We start from the raw sequence: 17,124 nt of genomic DNA, 5'->3' as shown, positions 1-17,124 counted from the left end.
TGAAAGGGGCTGCTTCGCAGCCCCCGGTGCCCACAGACAGCACATAATCACCAAACAGCCCATGCCCGCTGCGCTATGATCAGCCCCTAAGCCTTAGTGCCGAGTCAGTAGCATGGAGCCGATGACCACCCCCAGCGCCACCCTGGACACCAGTAGCCAACCGGCCTGCCTGCGCATTACCGGTGACTGGACCCTGGCGCACTATGCCAGCCTCAAGCGTGAAAGCGAGCGCCTGCGCGAGCAGTACGCTGCCGATACCGTCGCCGACCTCAGTCAACTGGGCCGCCTGGACACTGCCGGTGCCTCGCTGCTGGCCGAACTGCTCGGCTCCGAGCGCCTGTCGCGCTGCACCCACGACCTGCCCGAGGCCAGCCGTGCCCTGCTCAAGAACGTCTACTGTTCGGTGCAGGACTACTGCATCCCGGTCAAGGAACCCGAGCGTAACGTGCTGCTGTTGCTGCTGGAGCGCATCGGCTGCGCCGTCGGCACCTTGTGGCAAGACAGCATGCAGGTGCTCGGCTTCGTTGGCTTGATCCTCGAGACGCTGCTACGCCGCGCCCTGCAACCGCATCGTTGGCGCTTTACACCAGTCGTGGCGCACATCGAACAGACCGGCCTGGACGCTGCCCCCATCGTCGCCCTGCTGACCTTCCTGGTGGGCGCAGTGGTGGCCTTCCTCGGCGCCACGGTGCTGGCCGATTTCGGCGCGACCATCTTCACCGTCGACCTGGTGGCATTCTCGTTCCTGCGCGAGTTCGCCGTGCTGCTGACCGCCATCCTCATGGCCGGCCGCACCGCCAGTGCGTTCACCGCGCAGATCGGCTCGATGAAGGCCAACGAAGAAATCGACGCCATCCGCACCCTGGGCCTGAACCCCATGGAGCTGCTGGTGGTGCCGCGAGTACTGGCGCTGTTGATTTCGCTGCCCTTGCTGACCTTCATCGCGATGATCTGCGGCATCGTCGGTGGCGCGGTGGTGTGTGCGTTGACGCTGGACATCTCGCCAGCCATGTTCCTGTCGCTGCTGCAAAGCGACATCGGCGTGCAGCACTTCCTGGTCGGCCTGGCCAAGGCACCGTTCTTCGCCTTCCTGATCGCCGCCATCGGCTGCCTGGAAGGCTTCAAGGTCAGCGGCAGCGCCGAATCGGTGGGCGCACACACCACCTCGGCAGTGGTGCAATCGATATTCGTGGTCATCGTGCTGGACGCGGTGGCCGCCCTGTTCTTCATGGAGATGGGCTGGTGAGTGGCCAGGAACGTGTGATCGAGGCCCGCGGCATCTGCAACCGCTTCGGCCGCCAGAGCGTGCACGAAAACCTCGACCTTGACCTGTACCGCGGCGAGATCCTCGCCGTGGTCGGTGGCTCGGGCAGCGGCAAGTCGGTGCTGCTGCGCAGCATCATCGGCCTGCGGCGGCCCAACGACGGGCAGATCAAGGTGTTCGGCCAGGACCTGTCCGGCCTGCGCGAAGAGCAGCGCTCACTGGTCGAGCGGCGCTTCGGCGTGCTGTTTCAGAAGGGCGCGCTGTTCTCTTCGCTGACTGTCACCGAAAACGTGGCATTGCCGCTGATCGAGCACGCCGGGCTGTCCCGCGCCGATGCCGAGCACCTGGCCGGGGTGAAACTGGCCCTGGCCGGGCTGCCAATCTCGGCCGCCGACAAATACCCGGCCTCGCTGTCCGGGGGCATGATCAAGCGCGCCGCGCTGGCCCGGGCACTGGCACTCGACCCTGACATCCTGTTCCTCGACGAACCCACCGCCGGCCTGGACCCGATCGGTGCCGCCGCCTTCGACCAGTTGATCCTTACCCTGCGTGACGCCCTGGGCCTGTCGGTGTTCCTCATCACCCACGACCTCGACACCCTGTACACCATCACCGACCGCATCGCTGTGCTGTCGCAGAAGAAGGTCCTGGTGGCCGGCCCGCTGGCCGAAGTCGAGCAGACCGACGACGCCTGGATTCAAGAATACTTTCATGGCCCACGCGGGCGCGCAGCCGAGCAGGCCGCCACCCGTGCCGGGCAGGAGCGCTGAGCAATGGAAACCCGAGCCCATCACGTCCTTATCGGCCTGGTCACCGTCCTGGTGGTGGCCGGAGCCATGCTTTTCGGCCTGTGGCTGACCAAGTCCAGTGTCGACGATGCCTTCAAGGACTACGAAGTGGTGTTCAACGAGGCCGTCTCCGGCCTGTCACGCGGCAGCCCGGTGCAGTACAACGGCATCAAGGTGGGCGACGTGTCCACCCTGCGCCTGGACCCGAAGGACCCACGCCGGGTACTGGCACGGGTGCGCCTGAGCGCCGACACCCCCGTGAAGGAAGACACCCAGGCCAAGCTGACCCTGGCCGGCGTGACCGGCAACTCGTTCATACAGCTCAGCGGTGGCACCCCGCAAAGCCCCGAGCTGAAAGGCAAGGACGGCAAATTGCCGGTGATCATTGCCTCGCCCTCACCAATCTCGCGCCTGCTCAATGACAGCAGCGACCTGGTGACCAACATCAACCTGCTGCTGCACAACGCCAACCAGATGTTTTCCGAGGACAACATCGGCCACCTCAGCAACACCCTGGCCAACCTCGACAAGACCACCGGCGCCTTCGCCGGCCAGCACGGCAGCATCGCCCAGGCCATCGAGCAACTGGTGCAAGTGGGCAAGCAGGCCAGCGCCACCCTGGCCGAAACCCAGGCGCTGATGCGCAATGCCAACGGCCTGCTGGGCAGCGAAGGCAAGCAGGCGATCGGCAGCGCCGAGCAGGCCATGCAGTCGCTGGCCGAGAGCACCGCCACCATCAACCGCCTGCTCGAAGACAACCACGAAGCCATCGGCGACGGTGCCCAGGGCCTGAACCAGCTGACCCCGGCGATTCGCGAGCTGCGCGAAACCCTCAACGCACTCAAAGGCATTTCCCGGCAACTGGAGGCCGACCCTAGCGGCTACCTGCTCGGCCGCGACAACAACAAGGAGTTCCAACCATGAAACCGTCGCTGCGCCTGCTGGCCCTGGCGGCCGCGCTGAGCCTGGCCAGTGCCTGCTCGATCCTGCCGCAGAGCGAGCCCGTCGACCTGTACCGCCTGCCGGTAAACCAGCCCAGCCGCGCGGCGTCGGCACTGGACTGGTCATTGCGGCTGAACAAACCGCTGGCCAGCGAAGTGCTGGCCGGGCCACGGATTGCCGTGATTCCCCAGGGCGATGTGGTCAGCAGCTACAAGGGCGCGCGCTGGAGCGATGCAGTGCCGGTGCTGCTGCGCAACCGCCTGCTCGACGGTTTCCAGCGTGACGGCCAGGTACAGCGCCTGAGCGCCGACGACAGCAACCTGCAGGCCGACTACGAGCTGGCTGGCGAGCTGCAGGCGTTCCAGGCCGAATACCGCGCGGGCGGGGCAGTGGAGGTGGTGATCCGCTATGACGCACGCCTGGTCCAAGGCCGCAACCAGCGCATCCTGGCCAGCAAACGCTTCGAAATCCGCCAGCCGCTGGCCGACAAGCAGGTGTCAGCGGTGGTTGCCGGCTTCGGAAAGGCCTGCGATCAGCTGGCCGGGCAGGTGGTGAGTTGGACCATTGCGCAAGCAGACAGCGTTCCCGCTCGCTGAAGCCCTCCCTGCTTTTTGTGGGAGCGGCCTTGTGTCGCGAAAGGGCCGCGAAGCGGCCCCGGCAATTCTTGCATGAGCGCCGAAATCCTGGGGCCGCTGTGCGGCCCTTTCGCGACGCAAGGCCGCTCCCACAACGGTCCGCGTCAGGCGAAGAACCAGTAGCAGACGAAGATCGCCGCGATCACCCCGGACAGTTCGGCCAGCAATGCGCAGCCGACCGCGTGACGCACGCGCTGGATACCCACAGCACCAAAGTATACCGCCAGCACGTAGAAGGTGGTTTCGGTACTCCCCTGAATCGTCGCTGCGACCAGCGCAGGGAAGCTGTCCACGCCGTGGGTCTGCATGGTCTCGATCAGCATCGCCCGCGCCGCGCTGCCGGAGAACGGCTTGACCAGCGCCGTGGGCAGGCCCTCCACGAAGCGGGTGTCCAGGCCCAGCCAGGTCACCGCATGGCGGACACCGTCCAGGGCCAGCTCCAAGGCGCCTGAAGCCCGCAGCACACCCACCGCCACCAGCATAGCCACCAGGTAAGGCAACAAGCCCTTGGCTACGTCGAAGCCTTCCTTGGCGCCTTCGACAAAGGCTTCATACACCTTCACCCGTTTCAAGGCACCGACCACCAGGAACAGGATGATCACGCCAAATAACGTGAGGTTGCCCAGGATCGACGACAGGCTGGCCAGCGCGGCCGCCGACAGGGTGCCCAGAAATGCCATGAAGCTGCCCAGCAGCACGGCACCGGGAATCAGGTAGGCGAGCACCACAGGGTCCCACAGGCGCAAGCGCTGCATCACCGCCACCGAGAGCAGGCCGACCAGGGTCGAGACGCTGGTGGCCAGCAGGATGGGCAGGAATACCATGGTCGGGTCCGCCGCACCTTGCTGGGCCCGGTACATGAAGATGGTCACCGGCAGCAGGGTCAGCGACGAGGCGTTGAGTACCAGGAACAGGATCTGCGCATTGCTCGCCGTGGTGCTGCTGGGGTTCAGCTCCTGCAGCGCGCGCATGGCCTTCAGGCCGATCGGCGTGGCGGCGTTATCCAGGCCCAGGCCGTTGGCGGCGAAGTTCATGGTGATCAGGCCCAGGGCCGGGTGGCCGGGTGGCACTTCCGGCATCAGCCGGGCGAACAGCGGGCCCAGCACCTTGGCCAGCCACTCGACGATCCCGGCCTTCTCGGCGATCTTGAGAAAGCCCAGCCACAGGGTCAGCGTGCCGAACAGCAGTACCATCACCTCGACCGACAGCTTGGCCATGGCGAAGATGCTCTCGACCATCGACGCGAAGATGCCGGCGTTGCCGCCTACCAGCCACTGGGCCATGGCGGACACTGCCGCCACCAGGAAAAAGCCAAGCCAAAGGCCGTTGAGCATCCGTGTGTTCCCCCTGAAAAATGCCCGAATGATAGCGTATCGGGGCTCAAGGCTGGAGACCGCAGGCGAGGGCTGCGCCCTCGTATCGCGACACAAGGCCGCTCCCACAGAGATCGGCGAACGCCGGCCATTGTGGGAGCGGCCTTGCGTCGCGAAAGGGCCGCAAAGCGGCCCCAAGATCTCACAGGCAACAAAAAGCCCCGACAAGTCGGGGCTCTTGGTCAAACAGCAGTCAGGCTCAGCGCTTGGCGGTTTCGCCAACCATGGCCGCTTCCTGCTTGCCGGTCATCAGCGAGGCGTAGTACTTCTCGCCCTTAGCGGCGTCGTACATACCCTCCCAGCGGGCGATGACCAGGGCTGCCAGGGCGTTGCCCACAACGTTCAAGGCAGTACGGGCCATGTCCATGATGCGGTCGACACCGGCAATGAAGGCCAGGCCTTCCAGCGGGATGCCCACGCTGCCCAGGGTGGCCAGCAGGACCACGAAGGAAACACCCGGTACGCCAGCGATGCCTTTGGAGGTCACCATCAGGGTCAGCACCAGCAGCAGCTGCTGGCTCCACGACAGGTCGATACCGTACAGCTGGGCAATGAAGATGGCCGCGATGCTCTGGTACAGGGTCGAACCGTCGAGGTTGAACGAGTAGCCGGTCGGTACCACGAACGAGCAGATCGACTTCGGTGCACCGTACTTCTCCATCTTCTCGATCACGCGCGGCAGCACGGTCTCCGAGCTGGAGGTGGAGTAGGCGAGGATCAGCTCATCTTTCATGATGCGCATGATCTTGATCACCGAGAAACCGAACAGGCGGGCAACCAGGCCCAGCACCATGAAGGCGAAGAAGGCGATGGCGAAGTACACCAGCAGTACCAGCTTGGCCAGCGGCAGCAGCGAGCTGAAACCGAAGTTGGCGACGGTCACGGCGATCAGGGCGAACACGCCGATAGGGGCGTAGTTCATGATCATGTGGGTAACCTTGAACATGGTCTCGGAAACCGCCTGGAAGGTACGCACCAGCGGGTCGCGCAGCTCTGCCTGCAGGCTCGACAGGCCCAGGCCGAACATCACCGAGAAGAAGATGATCGGCAGCATTTCACCACGCATCAGCGCTGCGAAGATGTTCGACGGGATCAGGTTCAGCAGGGTTTCGATGAACGCGTGCTCATGCTGCACTTCGGCTGCGGTGGCCTGGTACTTGGAGATGTCCACTGTACCCAGGGTACTCATGTCGATGCCTGCACCCGGGTGGAACAGGTTGGCCAGCATCAGGCCGACGACGATGGCGATGGTGGTCACCACTTCGAAGTAGATGATGGTCTTCAGGCCGATGCTGCCCAGTTTCTTCGCGTCGCCAACGCCGGCGATACCCACGATCAGCGACGAAATCACGATCGGGACGACGATCATCTTGATCAGGCGAATGAAGATGTCACCAGCGGGTTGGAGGACGTTGCTGATCCACCATGCCTTTTCTGCACTGAAATGATTCAGTAGAGCGCCGATTGCAACACCCAGGACCAGACCGATGACGATCTGCCAGGCGAGGCTCAGTTTTGCCTTCTTCATGTCTTTACCCTTTGTTCTAGTGGTCATGGCACCCAACGGAAACGCGCGTAACAGAGCCGTTGGCTAGGCTACGGGCTGCAGATGCTTCCGTCCGGCGACTTCATGTAAGGACACCGCAGGCGAGCGACAGAACGCTCGGGCCAGCGAAAAAGGCGGCAACTATTGCGATGGCAAGGGGGGAAATCTAATGCCTGAAACGCATGACCCATGCCGTTTATGCATAGTGTTTCTGACCAAAACGGGAGGTTCGCAAGTGCTTGATTTACAACGTTCGGAATCCCGAACAAGACCAAACCGCCATATTTAGGCAGATTTGGCAGGGTAAAAAAGACAGAGGAGATGGCTTGTTCGACAATCCGAATGGCTGATATGCCGCTTGAACAAGCGCCGGGCTGATCGAAAAAAAATGATGTATGGTCGAAACAAAATGTGTCTCGGAGAGGAAATCGCGCAGGGGGAAGGAACGTTTCCTACATGGCTCCTCGGAAGTCAGGTCTGGTCAGGTGCCCCTATGACACCACCGACCTGAACTTCCGATTCCGCCTTTTCCTGACCCGGCCCATTGCTGGAGGCACTCCCTGTACCCCTAGGCCACTCCGATCCTGCAACAATCAGAACAGCCCGGCCCCTTGGTCATGTGCTGCCCCTCCTCGGGGCGGCGCATCATAGAAGGCTGAAATATAGAAAGGTTCAGCTTCTATTACGTGACAGTGCATGACATTTCATCCGTACCGGTGCAAATGCTTAGTACCAGTTCGGGTCACGCTTGAGCTGCTCCCGCAGCATCGCCTTCATGCCGTCGTCCGGCTCACCCAGCCAGCGGTACTGCGCGTGGCGGGTAGGCGACTTGTCATTTGGCAAACCCTCGGGTACCTCCACGAGCATCCCGTAGGCATCGTCTTTGTCCCAGCTGAACGCCACGATGAGGCGCTTGTAGGTGCAGTTGTCCTGGCCTTCGCACAACGGGCCGACCAGATACTTGTCGCCGTCTTCGGTAACGGCGGACATCTGCTGCTGGGCACTGCCGGTCAGATTGACCACCCAATCGGGCAGGCGTTCCTCGCCTTTGATCGTGTCCTGCCAGGTTTCCCGGTACTCCGGGTCCGAGCCGAGCAACTGATCGACCCGGACCTGGCCGTCGTTGGCCGCCATCGCCGCCGCACTGCCACCCAATAACAGGGCGGCAGCCAGGGTTGTCCAATGCTTCCTGCCCATCTTCAACCTCGTCCACGTCCAAAGAAGAAGGAGGCTACAAATAGCACCAGGAAGACAATGAACAGAATCTTCGCGATACCCGTGGCAGCACCCGCGATACCACCGAAGCCCAGTACGGCGGCAACAATGGCGATGATGAGGAAAGTGATAGCCCAACTCAGCATGGTGGTTCTCCTTTCTTTATCGGAATCGGTCCTGCCGAAGGTCAGAACACCCAGCGGTCCTGGCGTACGGCATTCTCCAGGGTGGCCGGTGAAACAATGGCCTGGCCGGATGGCAGCGGGTCAGCGGCCTTGACCAAGGTATGGGCACGGGTCGCCTGAATCTGCGTCAACAGGGCGGTCTGCGCCGCCACCTGCTCGGCCAGGCGTGCACTCTGCCAGCTGTAATAAAAGAGGCCAGCGGCCAGGGTCAGCAGCAGCGCCAGGCCGAATGACAGCATCTGGCGCAGGGGCAGTGCGGCGTTCTGCGAGCGGTTGACGGATTTGCGGTTCATGCCGGCTCCTCCTGCTGTAATTCTTGTTCACACCTGAACAGGTAATTGCAGCCTGCATGCCAGCCTTGCACTTAAAATAAAATCCTTTTAAATCATATATTTAAGAAAATCCTGCAAGATCGGCAAGAATGTATCCTGCACGATGCCACGCACGGCATCGTGCGAATTGCACGATCAGCCCTCGACCTTGGTCGCTACCTTGAGCAGGTCGGCATCCACCCCGCGCACGCCGATGATCTGCCGTGCGATCTCCACGGCAATGGTTCTCTGCTCGCTGCTGACGACCTCTCCCGACAGCCGCACGAGGCCCTCTTCACTGGCCACTTTCAGGTTCAGACCATCGAGGTTGCGACTGAAGCGGTAGCTGTTCTGAATCTTGTCGATGATCCAGCTGTCGCTCGGTTGCGGCCCGGTCTGTGCCCCTACCGGAGCTTCCCGGGCCTTGGCCATGGCAGCGGTATCGAGGCTGACCAGGTTGTTGACCAGGTGCACGCCCTCGGTGGTACGCGCCACCACGCCAGCCAACTCCTTGGCCTCGGCGCTGTCGACCTTGCCGCGCAGGGTCACCACACCCTCGCTGCTCTGTACATCTATAGGCGCCTTCTCGGTGATACGGGTCCATAGCAGCCGCGCACGGATCACTGCGGCCAGGGTGGCATCTTCCAGGCGCTGGGCGTAGGCACGCAGCGCCAGCGGGCGTTCCACCAGCTGGGCATTGACCCGTAACTGGTTGTCCACTTGCTCGATGCCACGGGTAGCCAGGGCCACATGCTCGGCCAGCTGGCGCTCAACGTCGTTCTCCACCTCACCGGAAAGCCGCGCCCGCTTACCGTCCACCTCGACTTCAATACGGAACGGGTCGAGCATGCGGTTCAGTGACAGGGCCGTTTGCAGGGCCCCCTCCAGGCGGGCGTCCTGCACCGGGCCGGCGAATGCCGGGGTGAACACCGGCAGCAGGGTGGCTGCCAACATGGCGGTGCGGATGGAAAAGGACATGGCAGTGCCTCCTTTTGTAGAGCAAAAGCTAAAAATCCTCGCAACCAATGTGCCACCGTGCCCCTCTAAGGAAATCATCGGAATAGCACGGCCTCCAGGCATTGATTGGCCATTGGCTAGCATGCAAAGGACAGGTTCCTTCACAATTGACCATGCAACTTGCCCGATTTTCCCCACACTAAATGAAGATCTACCCTTAAGGAGCGCAGCACATGGAGTCAGCTCAGGACAACCAAGGCCGCATTCTGCTGGTGGATGACGAGTCCGCGATTCTGCGCACCTTCCGCTACTGCCTGGAGGACGAGGGCTACAGCGTGGCCACGGCCAACAGCGCTGCCCAGGCCGAAACCCTGCTGCAGCGCCAGGTGTTCGACCTGTGCTTCCTCGATTTGCGCCTGGGCGAAGACAACGGCCTCGATGTGCTGGCGCAGATGCGTATCCAGGCCCCCTGGATGCGGGTGGTGATCGTCACCGCGCACTCGGCGATCGATACGGCAGTGGACGCAATCCAGGCCGGTGCCGCCGATTACCTGGTCAAGCCGTGCAGCCCCGATCAACTGCGCCTGGCTACCGCCAAGCAGCTGGAAGTGCGCCAGCTTTCCGCACGCCTGGAGGCCCTGGAAGGTGAAGTGCGAAAACCCAAGGACGGCCTCGACTCGCACAGCCCGGCCATGATGGCGGTGCTGGAAACTGCCCGCCAGGTCGCCACCACCGACGCCAATATCCTTATCCTTGGCGAGTCTGGCACCGGTAAAGGTGAGCTGGCCCGGGCCATCCATGGCTGGAGCAAGCGCGCGCGCAAAGCCTGCGTGACCATCAACTGCCCGTCACTGAACGCAGAGCTGATGGAAAGCGAGTTGTTCGGCCACACCCGTGGCGCCTTCACCGGAGCCAGCGAAAGCACTCTGGGGCGGGTCAACCAGGCTGACGGGGGCACGCTGTTCCTCGACGAGATCGGTGATTTCCCACTGACCTTGCAACCCAAACTGCTGCGCTTCATCCAGGACAAGGAATACGAACGCGTCGGCGACCCGGTCACCCGCCGCGCCGATGTGCGTATCCTCGCCGCCACCAACCTCAATCTCGAAGAGATGGTGCGCGAAAACCGCTTCCGCGAAGACCTGCTGTATCGATTGAACGTCATCACCCTGCACCTGCCGCCCCTGCGCGAGCGCAGTGAAGACATCCTGACCCTGGCCGACCGCTTTCTCGCCCGCTTCGTCAAGGAATACTCCCGACCTGCCCGTGGTTTCAGTGATGAAGCCCGCACAGCCCTGCTCAATTACCGCTGGCCCGGCAACATCCGCGAACTGCGCAACGTGGTGGAGCGGGCCAGCATCATCTGCCCGCAGGAGCGCGTAGAAATCAGCCACCTGGGCATGGGCGAGCAGCCCGCAGGCAATGCCCCGCGCGTCGGCGCCGCGCTGAGCCTGGATGAGCTGGAACGCGCCCACATCGGCGCGATACTGGCCGCCAGCGACACCCTGGATCAGGCCGCCAAGACCCTGGGGATCGATGCCTCCACCCTGTACCGCAAACGCAAGCAGTACAACCTATGAGGTGGCCGCCCATGAAGCTGCGCACGCGGCTTTTTCTCAACATTTCGGCGCTGATCACCGTGGCCTTGCTCGGGTTGCTGCTAGGCCTGGTCAGCGTGCTGCAGATGGCCACGGTGCAACAGCGACTGGTTCGCGATACCACCCACGCCCTGGAAGTTGGGCTGAAGTTGCGCCAGAACCTTGGCGAACAGTTGACCCTGATCCTCGATGACTCGACCGCACCGGAGAACCTGCGGCTGTTACAGGACAACTTCCAGACGCTGCTTAACCAAGCGCTGGAACAAGGCGGCGAGCGCACCGGCTTCAGCAAGGCGAGCAGCAACTACCAAGCCTTCCTCCAGGCTTACCGCGATAGCCCTGCACCCGCCCGCAGCATGGGGGTGGAGCAACCACTGGGCGCAGCGTTCAACCAGGTCCGCACCGACCTGATCGACTCCCACAGGCAGGCCCTGGAACATATCATCCGCAGCGAGGAGCACACCCGCGACCACGCCCTGCTGGTCAGCGGTGTACTTGGCCTGATGGGCCTGGTGGTGCTGGTACTGGGCTTCATCACCGCGCACAATATCGCCCGGCGCTTCGGCCAGCCGATCGAAGCCTTGGCCAAAGCGGCCGACGAACTCGGCAAGGGCAATTTCGACGTCACCCTGCCGATAACCCAGGCCACCGAACTGAACCAGTTGACCCGCCGCTTCGGGCTTATGGCCGATGCCTTGCGCCAGCACCAGGCCACCAACGTCGATGAACTGCTGGCCGGTCAGCAACGCTTGCAGGCCGTACTGGACAGCATCGACGATGGCCTGCTGATCATCGATCGCCAGGGTCGCCTGGAGCACCTCAACCCGGTGGCGCAGCGCCAGCTGGGCTGGACCGACAGCCGCGTGGGCAGCAGCCTGGCCGAAGCCCTGCAGCGCCCGGAACTGGAACAGCAGCTACGCCAGGTACTGCGCGGCGGCAACCTCGACCGCCAGCCGGACGACCTGAACATGGAGGTCGATGACGAAACGCGCCTGCTCGCCTGCAGCCTGACCCCGGTCAGCCACCCGCAAGGGCCGATCCTTGGTGCGGTAATGGTGCTTCACGATGTAACCGAGCAGCGAGCCTTCGAACGCGTGCGCAGCGAGTTCGTACTGCGCGCCTCCCACGAACTGCGAACCCCGGTGACCGGCATGCACATGGCCTTCGGCCTGTTGCGCGAGCGGCTCAAGTTCCCACCCGAGGCACGCGAGCATGACCTGCTGGAAACCATCGGTGAGGAAATGCAGCGCCTGACCCAGTTGATCAACGACCTGCTCAACTTCAGTCGCTACCAGAGCGGGATACAGAAGCTCGACCTGGCGCCCTGCGCCATCGACGAGCTGCTGGAGCGTGCACAACGGCGCTTTGCCGAGCCGGCGGCGCACAAGCAGATCGAGTTGATCACGGAGCTGGAGCCGCCATTACCACGTATCCAGGCCGACGTCGCCCAGCTCGACCGGGTGCTGGACAACCTGTTGCACAACGCCATCCGTCATACCGCCAGCGGTGGGCGTATCCGCCTGCATGCGCGACGGCATGCGGAGCGGGTGATCATCAGTGTCGAGGACAACGGCGAGGGCATTGCCTATGGGCAGCAAGGGCGCATCTTCGAGCCATTCGTGCAGGTAGGGCGCAAGAAAGGTGGCGCGGGGCTGGGGCTGGCGTTGTGCAAAGAAATCGTTCAGCTGCATGGCGGGCGCATGGGCGTTTTTTCCAGACCGGGGCAGGGGACCCAGTTCTACATGGCGCTGCCGGTCTGAATGAGGCCGGTGCAGGATCACTCAATGCTCAACCCGCCGCGGCAGCCGTCCGCGGGTCACCAGTTCGGCAAACTGCCGGGCATTCAGTGGCCGGGCAAACAGCCAGCCCTGGCCATAATTGACCCCTTCGCTGTTCAGCAGCACCGCCTGGTCTTCACACTCGATGCCTTCGGCAATCACTCGCAGGTGCAAGTCATGAGCCATGCGGATGATATGCGGGGCAACACCGCTGCTGGCAGCGTCATGCCCCAGGGCATCGATAAAGGCCTTGTCGATCTTCAGGCAGTCCACCGGCAGGGTCTGCAGGTAGGCCAGGCTGCAATAACCTGTACCAAAATCGTCGATCAGCACCTGATGCCCCACCGCGCGCAGCGCCTGCAGGTTGTCGCGGGCCACCACCACGTCGATCAGGCCGCGCTCGGTCACTTCAAAGGCAATCTGGCTGGCCGCCACCCGATGCAACGCCAGCAAGCGTGCCGCCACCCGGCCAATGCGCGGCACCATCACATCGCAGGCCGCCAGGTTCACCGAAATGTACAAGTTGGGGTGCGAGCGTAGCAGTTGCCCTAGCTGTTCCAGCACACGCTGCAGGACAAAGTCAGTGATCTGGCAAATCTGCCCAGTGTTTTCTGCCAACGGGATGAACAGGTCCGGGCTGGTCAGGGTGCCGTCCGGGCGGCGCCAGCGCACCAGCGCCTCGGCCCCCACACAGCGCCGGCTGTCGAGCTCGAAGATCGGCTGGTAGAGCACCTGCAGTTCGCCGCGGCGCAAGGCATTCTGCAGTTCCGAGCTCATCGACCGCCGCTGCAGGATCAGTTGCAGCACCAGCCAGCCGATGCAGCAGGCAGCCAGTACACTGCCGGGGAACAGAAGCCAGAGCATGCCGTTCATCCTCAACGGGAGGCTCGCCCGCGGAGCAATCAGCACCAGCTGGTAGTCCGGTGACTTGGTCGGCATGCGGTAGATCAGGCGGTCGCTGAGTTCGAGCAGCGACTTGTGGCTGGTCGACCAGGCCGAGGGGGGCGGCCATACCTGCGGCGGGCCCAGTACGGGGATAGCACGGGTACCGTTATCCAGCACCACCACCAGGCTGCCGCCCGGGGGCAGGTCGACCACATCGGTCAGGTGCCCACGGGAGGTGGAGACCACGAATTTGCCCCGTCCCAGCATCAGCGCGGCCAGGTTCTCGTTCGGCTCGGTCGTGGTGTTCAGCCAGTAGCTGTAGGTCGGCCCCTGAATGTCGGGTACCCGCAAGGGTTCGAACGCCCGCTCATCACCGCGGTTGGAGCAGGCAACATCACCATCCACATAGGCGGCTTCATAAATGAAGCGTGAACTCAGGCCTACCTGCTGCAATGCCGTCAGCATCGCCGGGGTGCAGCCGCGCAAGGGCTGCGCCTGCAGCAGGTCGACCCCTTCACGCAACTGGCCAAACACCTGTTCGAGGCGCTCGAGAAAGCGCTCGCCCTGGGCGTTCATCTGTGCGCTCTCGCTTTGCTTCATCTGTTGCAGGGCAATGCCGATGCTGGCGGAGAGCAACAGAGCTGCGCTGGCCAGTGCTGCCAATGTGGCCAGCATCCAGGGACGGTAAAAAATTTGGCGCAGCGAGACGATGAGGGCTGACATCGAAGACATCCAGTTGATAACAAAGGTATAGCAACTGAATCAGGAATCACCCTCACCGTTGGGCGCTTTGCTACAGCCTTCGCAGGCCGCTCCTACACAACAGCCAGGCCCCCGCCTGGCAGATCAACGCATCCGGTTGAGCACCTGCAGCATCGCTGCCGTCTGCGCATCTGGCATGCCATCGAAGCGCTGCGGGCGGAAACGCATCTGGAACGCGGCGATCACGTGGCGGGTGGCAACATCCAGTACCCCAGTCTGCTCGATCGAATAGCCAAACCGCGCCAGCTCCTGCTGATACCAGCCAACGCTCGGCGGGTTGACGCTGAAATAGGCCTGTTGCCGTGCCACCGCATTGGCATCCGGCCACACACCCAGCCCGGCGTCGGCCAGGCGCTTCCAAGGGAACAGCGGCCCCGGATCCAGCTTGCGCAGCGGCGCGATATCGCTGTGGCCAATAATGTGCCGCGGCTCGATGTTGTTACGTTTGACGATGTCCTTGAGCAACGCGATCAGCGACTGGATCTGCGCTTCACTGTAAGGGTGCCAGACCCGGCCATTCGGCGTGTCGGTGAAGCCCGGGTTGACGATTTCGATACCGATGGAGGAGGAGTTCAACCAGGTCCGCCCCTGCCACTGGCTATCACCGGCATGCCAGGCGCGGCGGCTTTCATCCACCAGCTGGTACACCGTTGCCGGGCCGTCACCAATCAGGTAATGGCTGCTGACTTCGCCATGGGTCAGCAACGCCAGGGAACGCTCCAGCGAAGCATTGGTGTAGTGCAGGACAACGAACTGGATGCGGTTGTCCTGGTTGACCGAAGGGTGGCTACGGTCGATGCGCAGGCCCGTCGAGCAACCGGCGACGGACAACAGCAGGAAGGAAATCAGGGTTTTTTTAAGCGTGGAAAGCACGTCAATGGCCTCAGCGAATGAGCGCTACAGTATAACGTGCTCCCCGCGAGCAGTGCTTGCCGCGAGTCAGCGGCTGCGTCTATGCCTGCTCGACGCGATTGCGCCCCAACTCCTTGGCCCGGTACAGCGCCGCATCGGCGCGCTTGAGCACCTGGTCGCCGCGCTCGCCGGAACGGAATTCACCCAGCCCGATGGATGTGGTGATCACCACCCGCTCGCCCTTGAAGTGGAACGGGCACGCCTCGACCGTGGCCCGCAGTACCTCGGCTACCTGGGCGGCGGTGGCCGGCGGGGTCTGTGGCAACAGCAGAACAAACTCCTCGCCGCCAAAGCGGGCGATGAAGTCACGCCCGCGCAGGCGCTTGCGCAACTGGTCGGCAACGATCTTCAGCACCTTGTCTCCGGCCAGGTGCCCATAGCTGTCGTTGATCCGCTTGAAATGGTCCAGGTCGAGTATCGCCATCGCCAGATGGCCGCCGTGCGCCTGCCAATCGAGCATCTCGCGCTCGACCCGCTCGCTCCAGGCTGCACGGTTGGGCAGGCCGGTAAGCGGATCGAGCAGGGCCTTCTGGCGCTGCTCTTCCAAGTGCTCGCGGTAACCGAGCGCCTCGCGCTCCATGTTCGCCACCCGCTCCGACAGCCCTTGCAGGCGCCCGGCCAGCTCTTGCTCGCGGCGATCGCGCTCGTGCTTGTGCTCGTCCATGGTCACCAGAAGGCCTTCCAGGCGGTTGTCCAGGATGTGCTTGAGGCTGTCGACGTCGACGGCACCTTGCACACTGCTCTGCAGCCCGTCGACATGCTCACGCAGCTGGGTATCCAGCTCGCGGGCGGCCGAGCTGTTGTCGGCATGGTCGGCGCTGGCCTCGTGCAGGTGGCTCTGGAAACCTTCCAGGCGTTCGTTGAGCTGCTGCAGGTAGGTTTCGAATTCGTGCTGGCCGCTGTCGGTGATCGCCAGCATGAGTACAGCCAGGTCATCCAGTACCGGAATCAACTCATACCAGTTCAAGCCGCGGGCAACCCGTTCACGCATGTCCAGCGCCTGGGCCTTATGTCGCTCCGGCAGGCTGAGGTCATCCAACAGGCCGATCAGGGTTTGCTCGATGTGCGCAGCAACCTGGCTGTAGGGCGGCTCCACCGCATAGGGCAGGGCATAGGGACCGTCTTCGCCGAAGGCTTCTTCGAGTGTTTGTGCCGGTTTTTCGTCAGCCGGCGGCTTGCTGGCGGCAACTTCCGGCGCTGGCACGGCATTCGGTAGCGGCAACGGGGCTGGCGGCAGTTCGGCCGTGTCGATCAGCGCCGGGCCAGATACCTCCAGCTCGGGCGCCTCGACAACAGAAGCTGAAGAGGGTGGCAGCGGCTGCAACGCATCCACGTCGTCGACATCGACACTGCCCGGTACCGCCAAGGGCTGCGCTTCGGCAACCGGCAGCGCCACAAGCGCTGGCTCGCCCTGCGTGTCATCCTCGCGGCTGCCGAACAAGCGCTGCAAGAATCCGGGCCGGGCATCTTCCCCCGACTTGCCCAAGGCTGACAGTGCGCGGCCCTGCAAGCCGCTCAACTCGCCCAGCAATGGTGGCAAGTCGCGTGACTGGGCCACGCCGCCGTCGAGCTTCTTCGCCAGTTTTTTCAACGGCCGCGAGACATCGTTTGGCAGCGGCAGACCTTGCAATTGGCTGACCAGTGCGGTCAGCGCATCGCTGACCTGGTTCATGCGGATTTCCCGGCGCTGTTCGGAGTCCAGCACCGCCTTCTCAAGGCGCGGTATCAGCCCGGCAAGGCCGGCGTCCATGTTGTCGCTGCGGATGACCTCGCGCATTTCCTTCATGCACTGGTCCACCACCTTGTCACTGCCTTCGGCAGCCAGGGTGCTGCGTACCAGGCCGCGGCGCAGCAGGTCGAGACGGGCGTCCCAACGGCGCTCGAGCTTTTCCTGCTGCTCGATGCTTTTCAGGTATTTCTCTTTCCAGCGCTCAGCGTCTTCAGTCATGCCCGGGTCCGCAAACGGTGATGGC

The 17,124-nt window shown here is 63.2% G+C and carries 15 protein-coding genes; 6 read left to right on the top strand and 9 right to left on the bottom strand.

Annotated features, from left to right (window positions below; all coding sequences use genetic code 11):
• Positions 1-112: 112 nt before the first annotated feature.
• From CAY82_RS10125 to CAY82_RS10110, 4 genes are read left to right on the top strand one after another with little or no spacing between them, the layout of a single operon-like run.
• Entirely contained in the window at positions 113-1,246 is a 1,134-nt protein-coding gene (locus CAY82_RS10125) for an ABC transporter permease (protein ID WP_087501067.1), read from the top strand.
• On the top strand, positions 1,243-2,034 hold the full coding sequence (locus CAY82_RS10120; RefSeq protein ID WP_087501066.1) for an ABC transporter ATP-binding protein: 792 nt from the start codon (positions 1,243-1,245) through the stop codon (positions 2,032-2,034). The genes CAY82_RS10125 and CAY82_RS10120 overlap by 4 nt, the downstream gene beginning before the upstream one ends.
• Before the next feature lie 3 nt (positions 2,035-2,037).
• Positions 2,038-2,976, top strand: coding sequence for an MlaD family protein (locus tag CAY82_RS10115; protein WP_087501065.1), 939 nt, complete (start codon positions 2,038-2,040; stop codon positions 2,974-2,976).
• On the top strand, positions 2,973-3,590 hold the full coding sequence (locus tag CAY82_RS10110; protein ID WP_087501064.1) for an ABC-type transport auxiliary lipoprotein family protein: 618 nt from the start codon (positions 2,973-2,975) through the stop codon (positions 3,588-3,590). The genes CAY82_RS10115 and CAY82_RS10110 overlap by 4 nt, the downstream gene beginning before the upstream one ends.
• A 143-nt stretch (positions 3,591-3,733) precedes the next feature.
• Here CAY82_RS10110 and CAY82_RS10105 read toward each other — a convergent pair whose 3' ends face one another.
• The 6 genes from CAY82_RS10105 to CAY82_RS10080 form a co-directional block, all read right to left on the bottom strand.
• On the bottom strand, positions 3,734-4,963 hold the full coding sequence (locus CAY82_RS10105; RefSeq protein ID WP_087501063.1) for a nucleoside recognition domain-containing protein: 1,230 nt from the start codon (positions 4,961-4,963) through the stop codon (positions 3,734-3,736).
• Positions 4,964-5,201: 238 nt separating this feature from the next.
• The gene (gltP, locus tag CAY82_RS10100; RefSeq protein ID WP_087501062.1) at positions 5,202-6,530 is read right to left on the bottom strand and encodes a glutamate/aspartate:proton symporter GltP; all 1,329 of its coding nucleotides are present in this window, start codon (positions 6,528-6,530) and stop codon (positions 5,202-5,204) included.
• A gap of 744 nt (positions 6,531-7,274) precedes the next feature.
• A complete protein-coding gene (locus tag CAY82_RS10095; protein WP_087501061.1) occupies positions 7,275-7,745 on the bottom strand; it encodes an inhibitor of vertebrate lysozyme family protein in 471 nt (156 codons plus the stop codon).
• Between the two features lie 2 nt (positions 7,746-7,747).
• The gene (locus CAY82_RS10090; protein WP_003252966.1) at positions 7,748-7,909 is read right to left on the bottom strand and encodes a DUF1328 domain-containing protein; all 162 of its coding nucleotides are present in this window, start codon (positions 7,907-7,909) and stop codon (positions 7,748-7,750) included.
• 41 nt (positions 7,910-7,950) lie between these two features.
• The gene (locus tag CAY82_RS10085) at positions 7,951-8,241 is read right to left on the bottom strand and encodes a hypothetical protein (RefSeq protein ID WP_087501060.1); all 291 of its coding nucleotides are present in this window, start codon (positions 8,239-8,241) and stop codon (positions 7,951-7,953) included.
• A 174-nt stretch (positions 8,242-8,415) separates the two neighbouring features.
• Positions 8,416-9,237: a BON domain-containing protein gene (locus tag CAY82_RS10080; protein ID WP_087501059.1), complete on the bottom strand. Its 822-nt coding sequence runs from the start codon at positions 9,235-9,237 to the stop codon at positions 8,416-8,418.
• A gap of 212 nt (positions 9,238-9,449) precedes the next feature.
• Here CAY82_RS10080 and algB point away from each other — a divergent pair, with 212 nt between their 5' ends.
• Entirely contained in the window at positions 9,450-10,796 is a 1,347-nt protein-coding gene (gene algB / locus CAY82_RS10075) for a sigma-54-dependent response regulator transcription factor AlgB (protein WP_087501058.1), read from the top strand.
• Entirely contained in the window at positions 10,793-12,574 is a 1,782-nt protein-coding gene (locus tag CAY82_RS10070; RefSeq protein ID WP_087501057.1) for a KinB sensor domain-containing domain, read from the top strand. Before algB ends, CAY82_RS10070 begins: the two co-directional genes overlap by 4 nt.
• A gap of 21 nt (positions 12,575-12,595) precedes the next feature.
• Here CAY82_RS10070 and CAY82_RS10065 read toward each other — a convergent pair whose 3' ends face one another.
• The 3 genes from CAY82_RS10065 to CAY82_RS10055 form a co-directional block, all read right to left on the bottom strand.
• Positions 12,596-14,200, bottom strand: coding sequence for an EAL domain-containing protein (locus CAY82_RS10065; RefSeq protein WP_087501056.1), 1,605 nt, complete (start codon positions 14,198-14,200; stop codon positions 12,596-12,598).
• A 123-nt stretch (positions 14,201-14,323) separates the two neighbouring features.
• A complete protein-coding gene (locus CAY82_RS10060; protein ID WP_087501055.1) occupies positions 14,324-15,112 on the bottom strand; it encodes an N-acetylmuramoyl-L-alanine amidase in 789 nt (262 codons plus the stop codon).
• A 79-nt stretch (positions 15,113-15,191) separates the two neighbouring features.
• Positions 15,192-17,099, bottom strand: a complete 1,908-nt coding sequence (locus CAY82_RS10055) for a GGDEF domain-containing protein (RefSeq protein ID WP_087501054.1) — start codon at positions 17,097-17,099, stop codon at positions 15,192-15,194.
• Positions 17,100-17,124: the final 25 nt, after the last annotated feature.

The organism is Pseudomonas sp. SID14000 (assembly GCF_002165135.1).
GTDB lineage: Bacteria > Pseudomonadota > Gammaproteobacteria > Pseudomonadales > Pseudomonadaceae > Aquipseudomonas.
The sequence above is the reverse complement of the archived record's forward strand: the minus strand, read 5'-3'. Positions and strand labels throughout refer to the sequence as shown.